At 62.2% G+C, this 14113-nt stretch carries 11 protein-coding genes and 1 riboswitch; of the genes, 4 read left to right on the top strand and 7 right to left on the bottom strand.

Annotated features, from left to right (window positions below; translation table 11 throughout):
* Nucleotides 1-2: 2 nt before the first annotated feature.
* Nucleotides 3-1430 carry a PIG-L deacetylase family protein gene (locus CQ007_RS04265; RefSeq protein ID WP_105643675.1) on the top strand — a complete coding sequence of 476 codons (1428 nt, stop codon included), beginning with the start codon at nt 3-5 and terminating at the stop codon, nt 1428-1430.
* 64 nt (nt 1431-1494) lie between these two features.
* Here the strand turns inward: CQ007_RS04265 and CQ007_RS04260 are convergent, their stop codons facing one another.
* Nucleotides 1495-2091 (bottom strand): lipopolysaccharide kinase InaA family protein, encoded by a 597-nt coding sequence (locus CQ007_RS04260; protein WP_105643674.1) that lies wholly within the window; start codon nt 2089-2091, stop codon nt 1495-1497.
* Nucleotides 2092-2240: 149 nt separating this feature from the next.
* Here CQ007_RS04260 and msbA point away from each other — a divergent pair, with 149 nt between their 5' ends.
* Together msbA and hldE are read left to right on the top strand one after the other, a co-directional pair.
* Nucleotides 2241-4025: a lipid A export permease/ATP-binding protein MsbA gene (gene msbA / locus CQ007_RS04255; protein WP_105643673.1), complete on the top strand. Its 1785-nt coding sequence runs from the start codon at nt 2241-2243 to the stop codon at nt 4023-4025.
* Nucleotides 4026-4073: 48 nt separating this feature from the next.
* Complete coding sequence (gene hldE / locus CQ007_RS04250) at nt 4074-5504, top strand: bifunctional D-glycero-beta-D-manno-heptose-7-phosphate kinase/D-glycero-beta-D-manno-heptose 1-phosphate adenylyltransferase HldE (RefSeq protein ID WP_105643672.1); 1431 nt, start codon at nt 4074-4076, stop codon at nt 5502-5504.
* Nucleotides 5505-5578: 74 nt separating this feature from the next.
* On the opposite strand, the gene CQ007_RS04245 is transcribed toward hldE, so the two are convergent.
* The 5 genes from CQ007_RS04245 to CQ007_RS04225 form a co-directional block, all read right to left on the bottom strand.
* Nucleotides 5579-6046, bottom strand: a complete 468-nt coding sequence (locus CQ007_RS04245) for a hypothetical protein (RefSeq protein WP_105643671.1) — start codon at nt 6044-6046, stop codon at nt 5579-5581.
* A gap of 335 nt (nt 6047-6381) precedes the next feature.
* Nucleotides 6382-7878 carry an acetyl-CoA hydrolase/transferase family protein gene (locus tag CQ007_RS04240; RefSeq protein WP_105643670.1) on the bottom strand — a complete coding sequence of 499 codons (1497 nt, stop codon included), beginning with the start codon at nt 7876-7878 and terminating at the stop codon, nt 6382-6384.
* A 169-nt stretch (nt 7879-8047) separates the two neighbouring features.
* A complete protein-coding gene (locus tag CQ007_RS04235; protein ID WP_105643669.1) occupies nt 8048-8920 on the bottom strand; it encodes a metal ABC transporter ATPase in 873 nt (290 codons plus the stop codon).
* A 32-nt stretch (nt 8921-8952) separates the two neighbouring features.
* Complete coding sequence (locus CQ007_RS04230) at nt 8953-9768, bottom strand: aldo/keto reductase (protein ID WP_105643668.1); 816 nt, start codon at nt 9766-9768, stop codon at nt 8953-8955.
* A complete protein-coding gene (locus CQ007_RS04225) occupies nt 9765-10937 on the bottom strand; it encodes an FAD-binding oxidoreductase (protein ID WP_105643667.1) in 1173 nt (390 codons plus the stop codon). Before CQ007_RS04225 ends, CQ007_RS04230 begins: the two co-directional genes overlap by 4 nt.
* Before the next feature lie 104 nt (nt 10938-11041).
* Between CQ007_RS04225 and waaA the strand changes: the two genes are divergently transcribed.
* Entirely contained in the window at nt 11042-12298 is a 1257-nt protein-coding gene (gene waaA / locus CQ007_RS04220; protein ID WP_105643666.1) for a lipid IV(A) 3-deoxy-D-manno-octulosonic acid transferase, read from the top strand.
* 123 nt (nt 12299-12421) lie between these two features.
* Here the strand turns inward: waaA and CQ007_RS04215 are convergent, their stop codons facing one another.
* A complete protein-coding gene (locus CQ007_RS04215) occupies nt 12422-13873 on the bottom strand; it encodes a TolC family outer membrane protein (protein WP_105643665.1) in 1452 nt (483 codons plus the stop codon).
* A 134-nt stretch (nt 13874-14007) separates the two neighbouring features.
* Nucleotides 14008-14107: riboswitch (TPP riboswitch) on the top strand.
* Nucleotides 14108-14113 lie beyond the last annotated feature (6 nt).

Below are 14113 nucleotides of genomic sequence, written 5' to 3'. Positions count from 1 at the left end.
GCATGCGTAAACAGCAACTGCTCAAGCGCTATCGGCGTAACAAACGGGTTGCCATGGTGGGTATTCTGGCATTATTGGCCATGGTCAGTATCGAGTTCTCGCCCTGGCTGTTTCCGCTGGGATTGCTGCTGGCTTGGCTGGTGCATGAAGCCTGGTTTGCCGATCACCTGTTCTACTCGCCGCAGGGAGATTACCGTTATCGCTTCCCTGAACACACTGCATCGATGGCGGTGCGGGTAGTGGATGGCCGTTGGACGCTGGAGCCGGGCGATGGCCAGGTCAATCTGGATCAGGCGACACTTATTGCGCGAGTGGAGTTGCGTAGCTCCAGGTTGGGTTGGCTGCTGGATCCAGTGATCCATATTGGTCGTGACCGACAAACTTTTGAGCGTGGTGCGCGGGGTGTGCGCTATGTGAACCTCACTGGCCAGGCGACACAGCTGCAAGCTGGCAACCTGATCGTTCGTTGCCGATTCTGCTCTATCGCCCCTGGTGTTCGTTTATTCGTCTTCTCTCAGCCCAGTCCACAGGCAGAGAACATGCTCATCCTTGCACCCCATGCCGACGATGCCGAGTTGGCGGCTTTCGGCTTGTACAGCAGCACTGAGAAGGTGCGTATCGTTACCCTTACCCAGGGCGAGATCGAGGCGCGACATTATCAACGGCTCGGTTTGGCGAAGGCGGCCGCGGCCCGCTTGAAGGGGCGTCTGCGGGTCTGGGATAGCCTGGCTATTCCGCTATGGGGCGGTGTACGGCAGACAGACTGTGTGCAACTGGGATATTACTGCATGCAATTGCCGGCGATGGCGGCGCAGCCGGAGCAAGCCTTCGGGTCGAAGGAGTCCGGTGAAATGGATATCCGGTCCGCGCGACGTTTCAACACGATCGATTTGCCCGGTGATGCCGATGGGCTGCCAACATGGACGAACCTGGTGGCAGATCTGGCAGCCTGCCTGGAGCATTTCAAACCTGAGGTTGTGGTCATGCCGCATCCTGAGCTGGACCCCCATGCGGACCATATCGCCTGCACGCGGGCATTCTTTCAGGCAGTGGAGCGTAGTGCCTGGCAGCCCAGGCGACTATTTTTATACGCCAACCACCTGCATGACAATGATCGCTGGCCGATGGGAGATGCCAATACCGGTGTGGCATTGCCACCGGCGCTGGTCGAATTGCCGGCGGATGAGCTGTTCAGTCATGTGCTGGATGAGCATCAGCAGTTGGACAAGGCCATGGCGTTGTTGATGCACCATGATCTGCAGCCTCCGTTGCCCTTCAAGCGTCGACTGCGTCGTCATATCCAGCGCGTGCTGGCTGGCAGGCGCTGGCCGAGCACGGGTGACAATGAATATCTGCGAAAAGCGGTGCGCCGGCACGAACTGTTCTGGGTGAGGGAGTTGCCCCAGCAGCGAACTGTTCCTTCCCGCTGAGCTGGGTCTGCAGGTACTTCTGCTCCTGCTCAGCCCGAGAGTGGGCTGACGTGACGCCGCCAGCCTATCCCTTGCTGAACATGAACAGTGTCCCGATATTCGGGTTCACCAGTGCCCAATCCGCCTCGTAGCGCAGCAGGTGCTGGTAGTTCCTGTCACGCATCCGCCGGGACAGCGGCCTGCCCAGGCAGCGCATATCGGAGATATCGATCAACCCCAGCTTGTTATCAGGCGTCAGGACGATATTGCCCATGTGTAGCGACCTGAAATAGACCCCGACGTCATGCAGGTGGGTGATGAATTCGGCCAGCCGAGCGAAGAGTTCCAGTTGATCCAGGTTGGGGTCCTGGGTGAGCAGTTGACGCAGCGTCAGGCCGGGCAGTGGTTCGTAATGCACCACTGAGCGGTATGGATTGCTCAGCCGATAAAGCTGCAGGACATGGGGACAGGGGATACCCAGACGCTGGAGGGCTGCCGCATTGTCGGCGAAGCGTTGGGCTGGCGTGTAGAAGGCGGTTTTGGAAAACCAGCTCTTGCGCCGGAACAGTTTGAGAAAGGTGCCGTCGGCAAGGCGCAGCACCTTCTCGCCGTGTCCGTCCCGCTCCAATACCTCCGCATTGTCGCGCCAGCGATTGTATTGCGCTGAATCCAGTGCCTGCATGCCACCTTCCCGAGATAAAACGGTAGTTTACCGTATCGGGGCCTGCGGCTCATCCATCATGGCGCTTGTATGTACCGGTGATGGCAACCCGGAGCGCAGCTCTATGCTGTGATAAACTCCCCGGCCTGATTCCATTTCGCGAAGAGCTTATGTCGGATTCTCGAAAAGAAAGTTTTGTCCGCTCAAGTGCACGCATCTATTTGCGTCTGCTCGGTTATGTCAAACCCTACTGGCTGCCCTTCGCCGTCAGTATTTTCGGCTTCATGATCTTCGCTTCCAGCCAGCCAGCCATGGCCTGGATGCTGAAGTATTTCGTCGATGGACTGAATGAGGGCAGTTCGGCGCTGTTTCTCGGTGTGCCACTGATCTGGGGCTTTCCGCTGTTCATCATTCTGGTGGCCGTGTACCAGGGGATCGGCTCCTATCTTGGTAACTACTTCATCGCCAAGGTCTCCCTGGGGGTAGTGCACGATCTGCGCACGGCCCTGTTCGATAATCTGCTGACACTGCCCAACCGCTATTTCGATAACAACAATTCCGGCCATCTTGTGTCCCGGGTTACCTTCAACGTGACCATGGTCACCGGGGCGGCCACCGATGCGATCAAGGTGGTGTTCCGCGAAGGCATGACAGTGATCTTCCTGTTCGGTTATCTGTTGTGGATGAACTGGAAGCTGACGCTGGTGCTGATGGCGGTATTGCCGCTGATCGGTCTGATGGTCAACAGCACCAGCAAGAAGTTTCGCAAGCAGAGCAGGAAGATCCAGACGGCCATGGGCGATGTCACCCATGTGACCTCGGAGACCATCACCGGTTACCGGGTGGTACGCAGCTTCGGTGGTGAGGAGTATGAGAGCGAGCGCTTTCGCCTGGCCAGTGAGAACAACCGTCTGCGCGGCCTGAAGATGGTGCGCACCGGGGCTGTGTTCACTCCCACCTTGCAGCTGGTGACCTACGGGGCGATGGCCGGGGTGATGTTCCTGGTGCTGTTTCTGCGCGGTGATGCGACCGCTGGTGACCTGGTGTCCTATATCACCGCTGCCGGCCTATTGCCCAAGCCGATCCGTCAGTTGTCCGAGGTCAGCGCCAATATCCAGAAGGGTATCGCCGCCGCCGAGAGTATCTTCGAGCAATTGGACGAAGAGCCCGAGAAGGATACCGGGCGTATCGAGCGTGACCGTGTCAGTGGCCGTATCGAGGTGAGCGAGCTGTCCTTCCGCTATCCTGGTTCCGACAAGCAGGTATTACAGGACATCAACTTTACTATCGAGCCGGGACAGATGGTGGCGCTGGTTGGTCGTTCCGGTAGCGGCAAATCGACCCTGGCCAATCTGATCCCCCGTTTCTACAACCATGATCAGGGCCAGATCCTGATTGACGGCGTTGCGGTGGAAGAATATCGGCTGCGCAATCTGCGCAAGCACATAGCGCTGGTGACCCAGCATGTGACGCTGTTCAATGATACGGTGGCCAATAATATCGCCTATGGTGACCTGGCCGGCGCACCGCGTGAAGCGATCATCGAGGCAGCGGAAGCCGCCTATGCCCGGGAGTTCATCGAGCAGTTGCCCCAGGGCTTCGATACCCTGGTGGGGGAGAATGGCGTGCTGCTGTCCGGCGGACAGCGCCAGCGCCTGGCCATTGCCCGTGCGCTGTTATGCGATGCTCCGATCCTGATTCTGGACGAGGCGACCTCGGCGCTGGATACCGAATCGGAGCGGCATATCCAGGCAGCGCTGGATAGCGTCATGGAGGGGCGTACCGCTTTGGTGATCGCCCACCGCCTGTCGACCATCGAGAAGGCCGACATCATCATGGTGATGGATCAGGGGAAGATAGTCGAGCGCGGCAGTCACACCGAACTGATGGCACAAAACGGCTACTATGCACGGCTGCATAGCATGCAGTTCCAGGACGAGACGCCGGCTGTCTGAGACTTAGCATGCCCGAAGGGCTGGACCCGAATACAAGTGAGTGATGCAATGAAACTGACCATGCCTCGTTTTGATTCCGCACCGGTTCTGGTAGTGGGTGACGTCATGCTGGACCGCTACTGGCACGGTCCGACCCAGCGTATTTCCCCGGAGGCACCGGTGCCGGTAGTCAAGGTCGATCAGATCGAGGATCGCCCCGGCGGTGCCGGCAACGTGGCCTTGAACATTGCGGCGCTGGGTGCACCGGCCTGGCTGGTTGGGGTCACCGGTGCCGATGAGGCCGCCGAGACCCTGCAGCAGCGCTTGAATGCGGCGGGCGTCTATTGCGCATTCCAGAGCCATCCCGAACAGCCGACCATCACCAAGCTGCGGGTCATGAGCCGACACCAGCAACTACTGCGACTGGATTTCGAAGAGCCCTTCGCCACCGACGGCGAGGCCATGCTGGAGACCGTCAGCGGTCTGCTGGACCAGGTCAAGGTGGTGATTCTCTCCGACTATGGCAAGGGCGCGCTGATCAACCACCAGGCGCTGATCCGGCTGGCGCGAGAGCGCAACCTGCCGGTACTGGCCGATCCCAAGGGCAAGGATTTCTCGATCTATCGCGGTGCGACCCTGATTACACCGAACCTGTCCGAGTTCGAGGCGGTCGTCGGCCACTGCGCCAGTGAGCAGGAGCTGGTGGACAAGGGCATGGCGCTGATCACCGAGCTGGATCTGCAGGCACTGCTGGTGACCCGCAGCGAGCAGGGCATGACCCTGCTGCGCAAGGATGAGGCGGCATTGCATCTGCCGGCCCGTGCTCGTGAGGTATTCGATGTCACCGGTGCCGGTGATACGGTGATTTCCACCCTGGCTACGGCATTGGCCGCTGGTGAGTCACTGCCCAATGCGGTGGGTCTGGCCAATCTGGCGGCGGGCATCGTCATCGGCAAGCTGGGGACCGCGGCGATCAGTGCACCTGAGTTGCGCCGGGCAGTTCAGCAGACCCAGGGGGCTGGCCGCGGGGTCATGTCGACTGAGCAACTGCTGGTCGCTGTGGAGGATGCGCGCGCACATGGTGAGCGGATCGTATTCACCAACGGCTGTTTCGACATCATCCATGCCGGTCATGTCGGTTATCTGGAAGAGGCACGTAGCCAGGGCGACCGTCTGGTGGTGGCGATCAATGACGATGCCTCAGTGACCCGTCTGAAGGGGCCGGGCCGTCCGATCAATGCGGTGGAGCGGCGGATGACGGTACTGGCCGGTCTGGAGTCGGTGGACTGGGTGGTCAGCTTTGCCGAGGACACCCCCGAAGCCCTGCTGCAGCAGGTACGCCCTGATGTGCTGGTCAAGGGCGGTGACTATGGCATCGACCAGGTGGTCGGCGCGCCCATAGTGCAGGCCTACGGCGGTGAGGTGAAGGTGTTGAAGTTCGTCGACAGCTGCTCGACCACGGCGATCGTGGAGAAGATTCGCGAGAAGGATGTCGGCTGAGCGACTGTCTTAGCCCGACCTCTCCTGCTTGTCTGCTTTCCCCGCCATCCTCGGCGCATTGAACCGCATTTAGCTCAGGGCCGGAAGGCATTGCGGGCATGGCAGTACATTCTCCCGGGAGTGCTGCCACCGTTGCATTTGCCGCCGAACCATTGCCTGGCTGCCTTGCGGCAGTTGCGATAATCGATTGAACCCTTGCGATGGTTGCTGCAGACGCTGGCAAAGTCCAACGTGTTGCTGTCGTGTTCGTAGTACATCTGGTATTGGGTCTCCACTCCCCGGGCGTCGACCCACTTCACCTTTTCCATATTGCTCTGGATGACCCTGTTGTCGGTACTGGCTGCGGCGCGGGCTGTGGTTGGCCTGACCGGCTTGCTGACATTGATCTGGCGATTTGGTGTGTAGTTGCGGTCGCTGAAATCGGTTTGCCGCTGGCTACTGGTCTCGCTGCTGACGGCCGACAGCCCGGGTGCAGCGGTGAGCAGCCACAGCAGCAGAATCCGTATACCTTGGGCAGCGAAGCGGTCGGGGTGGGCGTCCATGGCAATCCCTTGAGCTGGCTGGATGATGTCAGAGCCTATCAATACGGATTGTCAGCTGGTGTGTTGCAGATCACAGATGCGTAGGCAGACAGCAATTGCTGCTGGTTTTGAGAAGGGAGTCATGCTTTCAGGGTTGTATGGAGTGCTGCCTACCGGGTCGAGTGGTTCTCGGGTTGTCGCGCGCCTGCGCGACGACATCAGGTGGGGGCTGCTGTGAGTCTGTTGGCGGCGCTACACCCCGTTGGGAGGCGGCGCTCCCACACCAGGTTGCTACGTCGCCGATCTGGCAGGCCCGCACTTTCTGTCGTGGGAGCCCGCCGAGGCGCTGCTGGCTATCAGCCGGCGGCGCGCATATGACCGAACTCTTCCAGGTTCAGGTGCCATTCGACCGCCTCGCGCAGCAGGTGCGGGGTATGGCCGCCCTTGGCGCAGGCGCGCTCGAAGTAATCGTTCAGGGCGTCGCGGTACTCCGGATGGACGCAGTTGTCGATGACCGCCCGGGCGCGCTCGCGCGGTGCCAGGCCACGCAGGTCGGCCAGGCCCTGTTCGGTGACCAGGATGTCGACGTCATGCTCGGTGTGGTCCACGTGACTGACCATGGGCACCACGCTGGAGATGGCGCCGCCCTTGGCGATCGACTTGGTGACGAAGATCGCCAGGTTGGCGTTGCGGGCGAAGTCACCGGAACCGCCGATGCCGTTCATCATCCTGGTGCCGCCGACATGGGTCGAGTTCACGTTACCGTAGATATCGAACTCCAGGGCGGTGTTGATGCCGATGATGCCCAGGCGTCGGACGATTTCCGGGTGGTTGGACATCTCCTGTGGACGCATCACCAGCTTGTCCTTGTACTTCTCCAGGTTGCCGAACACGCGCTCGTTGCAGCGCCCGGACAGGGTGATGGAGCAGCCGGAGGCGAACTTCATCTTGCCGGCGTCGATCAGCTCGAAGGTGCAGTCCTGCAGCACTTCGGAGTACATCACCAGATCCTCGAAGGGGGAGTTGATCAGGCCGCACATCACGGCGTTGGCGATATTACCGATGCCGGCCTGCAGCGGGCCAAGGTTGTTCGGCAGGCGACCGGCTGCCACTTCCTTCTCGAAGAAGGCCACCAGGTGATCGGCGATGCCCTGGGTGTCCTCGTCCGGCGGCGTGACCGTGGAGTAGGAGTCGGGCTGGTCGGTGATGACGATGGCGGCGATCTTCGCCGGATCGATCGGAATCGCGGTGCTGCCGATGCGCTGGTCGGAGCTGACCAGGGGAATGGGCGTGCGAGTCGGCCGATAGGTCGGAATGTAGATGTCGTGCAGGCCTTCCAGGTTCGGGTTGTGCGCCAGGTTGATCTCGACCACCACCTGCTTGGCGAAGATTGCGAAGCTGGCGGAGTTGCCCACCGAGGTAGTCGGTACGATGTGGCCTTCCTCGGTGATGGCAACGGCTTCGATAACCGCGATATCGGGCAGCTTCAGCTGATGGTTGCGCATCTGCTCGACGGTGTCGGACAGGTGCTGGTCGATGAACATCACCTCACCCTGGTTGATGGCCCTGCGCAGGGTGGCGTCTACCTGGAAGGGCATGCGGCGGGCCAGCACACCGGCTTCGGTCATCTGCTTGTCCAGGTCGTTGCCCAGGCTGGCCCCGGTCAGCAGGCTGATCTTCAGTGGTTGCTGCCTGGCGCGCTCGACCAGCGCCAGTGGTACTGCCTTGGCTTCCCCGGCACGGGTAAAGCCACTCATGCCGACGGTCATGCCGTCTTCGATCAATAAAGCAGCGTCTGCCGCGCTCATGACCTTGTCATGCAGCGCAGGCATGCGAATACGATTTTTGTACATGGATCAGATACCAGTGGGTGATTTCGAACAGCCGGCAGTCTAGGTAACAGCTGGCTGAGGTTGCACTCCGACCATGGTCTAACAATCCGTGGAAAAACGACTTTTTACTGTGTCTTTCAACGACTTGCTATGGGTTTGCGGTGGCGGGGCGGCTAGCTATTCTAGCACTTCAGGGGAACGCCAGGCCATCCGGCCATGGCCAGTTGGATTCGGCGACCACCCAACCGCGCTGGGGAGCGAAGGCTTCACTGAGCAGCAGCTGGGGGTGTTGCTGTTCGACCAGCTCACCCTGTTCCAGCGTGAACAGGCGACCGCTGGCTACGCCATCGCGCAGTTCGGCGAGGTACAGGTCGGGCTGGTGATGATCCAGGCGTGCATGCAACTGACCGCTTTGCGCATCGAGAAATTCATCCGCATGCAGCGCGCTGAGATCATGGCAGGACGGCGGGACCAGACGCATGTGATAGACCAGTTGCAGCGAATTGGTTGGCAGATGCACATAGGCCCGGGGCCGTTCCAGCAGGTTCAGCTCACGGCACAGCACCGCGCGGGCGGCGCCCTGATGGGGAGTGAGGCTGAACCAGCGTTTGGGGTCTGCCGGCAGGGTATCGGCATAGGGCGCTGGTAGCCAGACATCCTGATAGCGTCCGGGCAGCCAGCCTTGGCCGGTTTCCAGCAGGAGCTCTTCGGCCAGCTCGGTCATCAGCGTCAGCAGCGGCAGGCGCAGTTCATGGGCCGGTACATAACCGGACAGCAGCTTCAGTACATCATCACCGCGATCGGGGCGTTGTTGCCTGACCAGCAGGCGGAACTCCCGCTGCTGCCACTGGAAGGTGATATCGGCGGACACCCCGAGGTTGGCCACCGTCAGCTCGAAGCATTCCGGATCGGCCACCTGCACCGGCTGGCGCAGCGCGAGCATCTGATCGAAGCTGAGCGGGTTGCCGACCGGGGAGTAGCGTAGCACCTCGGGGCTGCTCTGGACGTGAATGGCCTGCGTCTTGAACGCGACGGGATTCCTGCGGGCAATGATTTTGGCCATGACGCCCCCTCGTTGGCTTGCTGTACCGTGCTTCAGTCGTTGTGCTTGTTCGATCGCTCCAGAATGCGTGCGGCAGTAGCGACGTTCTGTGTCAGGTGCACCGGGTTGATAGTGCCGATAATGGCGCTGCTGACAGCCGGATGGCTGAATACCAGCTCGAATCCGGCACTGATCGGGTCCTCGCCCTGCAGGCAGATATGCCCGCTGGCGAGTGCTTTTTTTACCAGAATGCCCTTGTTGTGTGACAGCGCGAAATCGAGAACCGGACGTTCGGTCTGTTCCCGCAGATTCCAGGTGACCATGGCGCAGTCCCCCTGTTCCAGTGCCCGCAGGCCGCCGGCGACGGTCTTGCCGGAAAAGCCGAAGGCGCGGATCAGGCCTTCCTGCTTCAATTGCTGCAGCGTCGGGTAGGCCTCTTCGGCAAGCACGTTCAGGTCATCCCCGTTGGAATGTACCAGTACCAGGTCCAGGTAATCGGTATGCAGCCGCTGTAGCGAGCGTTCCACCGACTGCCGGGTATGTGTGGCGCTGAAATCGAACCAGGACTCGCCATCGGCGAACTCCTCGCCGACCTTGCTGCACAGCACCCAGTCCTGCCGCTGGCCCACCAGCAGCGGGCCCAGCCGTTGTTCGCTGATACCATAGGCAGGCGCGGTGTCCAGCAGGTTGATCCCCAGCTCCCGGCTCAAGGCCAGCAGCTCGCGTATCTGCTGATCATCCGGCAACTCGAAACCACTGGGGTATTTGACCCCCTGGTTGCGGCCGATCTTCACCGTGCCCAGGCCGAGCGGTGAGACGCTCAGGCCGGTGCTGCCGAGCGGACGGTGATATGGGTGCAGTGTGTTCATGAGAACAGGGTATCCCATGCCGGTGGCGCGATCCGTGGCTGCGGCAGGCTGGTGACGGGCTGCGCACACTGCGGCTGGATCGCCTGGCGTTGCAGTTCGGCGATGGCCTGATCACTGAGGTCAGGGGCCAGTGCGAGTTTGGTCGGCCAGCACACCAGACTGTTGCCGACTGCCTGGAGATAGGCGTTGTCGGGCCGGACCAGGCCACTTTGCGCCGGTTCGGCACGGGTGACCGGCAAGGTCGCCCACTGGCAGCCCTGCAGATCGACCCACGGCAGCAGTTCGGCCATTTCCCTCTGCGCCCGTTCGATCAGAGCAGGGGCGCTCATGTCGGTCCCCTGTTCCGCCAGTTCGCCCCCCAGATACCAGCACCACTGGCCGTCAGCGCAGGGATGGGTGGTAACGGTAACGCGCGGTTTCGGGCTGCTGCCCAGGCAGTGGGCATACAGCGCCGGCAGTGCCGGCCCCTTGACCAGTACCATTTGCAGCGGCCGACGCTGCATGGCCGGTTGGCTTATACCGGCGCTGTGCAGCAGGGCCTCGTTGCCTTCGCCGGCCGCCAGCACGTAGCGCCGGGCTTCGATACGCTGGCCATCGACCTGCAGCGCGCCGATGCCGGTGCTGCTGTCACCGCTGACCTGGACCGTGCCGCAGATCAGGCTGTTGCCGCCCAGCTCGGCCAGCCGGCGTACCACATCGGGTACATCCAGCACCAACTCACCCAGGCGGTAGACCTTGCCCTTGAACGCGGGGTTGGAGAACACCGGTGGCAGGTCGCCGCCCTTGACGCTGTCCACCCGGCCGCGCAGGGCCTTGCTGGCAAAGAACCCAGCCAGGTTACTGATCAGGTTGCCAGGTGACCACAGGTAATGATGTGCGGACAACACGTTCACCCCGCGCAGATCCAGCTCACCACTGCCATCCAGGCAGGCGCGCCAGCGTGCCGGCATGCCGGCGATCGCCTCGGCAGCGGTGGTCAGCTTGCCATGCAGCGCATATTTGGTACCACCATGGATGATGCCCTGCGACTTGCTGCTTTGCCCGCCACCCAGGGTGTGCGGCTCGATCAGCAGGGTGCTGAAACCCTGCTGGCGCAGGCGCGCGTTCAGCCAGAGGCCGGCGATGCCGCCGCCGAGGATACAGATGTCGGTGTGCAGGGGTGTGCTCATGGGCTCCGCAATATGACCGGATGAAAGGGTCTGTAGTATAGCCATCCGCAGCCTCACAGGTCACTTCTGCTACTCTATGCCGCGTTCCGGTACTGGAGAAGTGCATGCCCCGTTTTCTGTACAGCCTGATCTTTACCCTGTGTCTGCCGCTGATTCTGGCGCGCCTGCTGTATCGCGCCTGGCGCGCCCCGGCCTATGCGCGGCGCTGGCCCGAGCGTTTCGCCCTGGGCGGGGAGCTGCGTGCCGGCGGTATCTGGGTGCATGCGGTATCGGTGGGCGAATCCATTGCCGCCGCGCCCATGGTGCGGGAGCTGCTCAAGCGTCACCCACAGCTGCCGATCACCATCACCTGCATGACGCCGACCGGTTCACAGCAGATCCGCCAGCTGTTCGGTGACCAGGTAGGTCACGCCTATCTGCCCTATGACCTGCCCTGGCTGCAGCGCCGGTTGATCCGCCGCCTGCAGCCGCGTATCGCCATCATCATGGAAACCGAGCTGTGGCCGAACCTGGTGGCCGAATGCAAGCGCGCTCGTGTGCCGGTGGTGCTGGCCAATGCGCGGTTGTCGGTGCGCTCGGCGCGTGGCTATCAGCGGGTCGCCTGGCTGGTGCGACCGATGTTTGCGGCGCTGGACTGGGTGGCGGTGCAGAGTGCCGCCGAAGCCGAGCGCTTTCTCGCACTCGGCGTGCGGCAGCCGGCACTGACGGTGACCGGCAGTATCAAGTTCGATCTGAAACCCGCCGCCGCACTCATGGAGAAGGCTGGCCAGTGGCGAGCGCAGTGGGGCGAGCGGCCAGTATGGATTGCTGCCAGCACCCACGCCGGGGAAGATGAGGTCATTCTTGCCGCGCATCAGCAGATCGTGCAGCAGCACCCGCAGGCACTGCTGATTCTGGTGCCGCGCCACCCCGAGCGTTTTGATGGGGTCGCCCGGCAGATCCAGCAGGCGCGGCTGAGCATGGTGCGGCGCAGCGAGGGTGCGATGCCGGGCATGGCGGACCAGGTGTTTCTCGGCGATACCATGGGCGAGCTGATGCAGTTCTATGCCTGTGCGGATGTGGCCTTTGTCGGCGGCTCACTGATTGCCGGCGGCGGGCATAACTATCTGGAACCGGCGGCGCTGGGGTTGCCGGTGCTGTCCGGGCCACACCGATTCAACTTTACCGAAATCAGCGAATTGCTGGAGGGTGCCGGGGCGTTGGTCGAGGTGGCCGATAGCGAGGCGCTGGCCGGGCAGGTGGCGGGCTGGTTTGGCGATACCGAAGCCGCCCGGCAGGCCGGTGCGGCAGGTCAGGCAGTAGTGGAAGCCAACCAGGGCGCGCTGGAGAAGTTGCTGCAGGGGATTGCGCGGCTGTTGTGAAAAAGGGGGGTAGCGCGCCTGCGCTAGGCCGGGTGGGCCTGCGGTGGTACTGTCGTCGAGCCGGCGCTCGACAACCCGAAGCACTGGGCGTAGCGCAGGCGCGCTACACCCCTGGCATTCCCTTCAGAACGACGTACGCATGCGCCGCTGTTGCTCATCCGGGGTCGGTTGCGGCTGGCTGCCACCGATGTTCATGCGACGGATTTCCTGCTCGGTAAATGGCGGGATGAAATCGCGATCCGGATTGTAGTCGGGGTTCAGCCACGCCGAGAGGTCTTCCAGATCCTGCGGGCTGAGGGTGCCGGCAGCCTGTTTCAGACCGAGATTGTCGATGATGTAGTTGTAGCGTGCATCGTTGTAGTCACGTACCGCGCGATACAGATTGCGTTGCGCATCCAGCACGTCGACCACGTTACGGGTACCCACTTCATATCCGGTCTGGGTGGCATCCAGTGCCGCCTTGGAGGAAATGATCGACTGACGCCGGGCTTCGACTTCTTCGACACTGGAGGTCACGGTGCGGAACAGGTTGCGTGTGCGCTCGACGATACGCCGCAATTCGGCTTCGCTGGCCTGCTCGGCCTGGGTCAGGCGGAAGGTGGATTCGCGTACCCGCGAGGTGGTGCCACCACCGGTGAACAGCGGCAGGGTCATTTCCACGCCGAACTGGGTCAGCTCGGTGTCGCCGGTGCCGCTGATACCCGCACCAACGCCGCCCAGGCGGGCTCCGCCGTAGCTGTCGTTGTAACGCACAAAGGCATCCACTGCCGGCGCATAGCCGGCCTTGCTGCTGCGCAGCGCGTCGGAGGCGCTGTCGATCGCCAGGCGGTAGGCCTGCAATGACAGGTTCTGCGCTGCGGCGGTATCAACCCACTGCTGCATGTCGCCAGGGGTCGGCGCCAGAATCGGCAGATCATGGCCCATGCCCAGCAGTTCCGGGTGGTCGCGGTTGGTCAACCGGGTCAGTGCCTGATAGCTGACATCCAGGTTGGTAGTGGCGGTAATCCGTGTGGCGCGGGCGGTGTCGAATCCGGCCAGGGCTTCCAGCACGTCGGTACGGGCCGACAGGCCCACTTCGAAGCGCTCACGGGCCTGCTCCAGCTGACGCTCGAAGGCAGCTTCCTCGGCGCGGGCGGTGGCCAGGTTGTCGGAAGCGCGCAGCACGTTGAAGTAGGCCTGGGCCACATCCATGATCAGTTGCTGCTGCACCGCCGAAAACTCGACCCGCGCCTGCTCGGTCTGGGACTTGGCGGCCTGGTAGTTGAACCAGCGGTCGGCACGGAACAGCGGCTGGGTCAGGCTGGCCTGGTAATAATGCGTGGAATAGCTGTCACTGCCGCGATCTTCGATATCCACGTGTTCACGGGCCACACCGGCGCCCAGGCCGATATTCGGCAGCAGTAGGGCGCGGGCCTGGGGCAGCACTTCCTGGCGGGCCAGGGCATCGGCCTCGGCGGCGGCCAGGTCGGCGCTGTTGAGCAGGGCTTCCTGATAAATGGTCAGCAGATCGGACTTGGCCAGGGCCGGACCGGACAGGCCAGCCAGCACGATGGCAACATAAAGAGGGCGCAGCATGCAGAGATCCTTCGCATGAGGGACTGAGTTAATCCACCAAGGCTAAAGAGCTGCAGGCCGCCGGTCAAGGGCAAGCGTAGCGGCTTTTCACCCGCCGGGCTTGCCGCCTGGGAGCAGAGGCTCTAAGCTGCAGGCTCATCTTGACGGGGTGCCGACGCTTTTGTGCCGGCTGAGACTTCACCCGTTGAACCTGATCCGGTTAGTACCGGCGTAGGAATCGAGATGCGCACCTCTGCATTG

Source organism: Pseudomonas sp. MYb185, from assembly GCF_002979975.1.
Taxonomy (GTDB): Bacteria; Pseudomonadota; Gammaproteobacteria; order Pseudomonadales; family Pseudomonadaceae; genus Halopseudomonas.
This window is presented reverse-complemented; position numbering and strand designations above follow the sequence as displayed.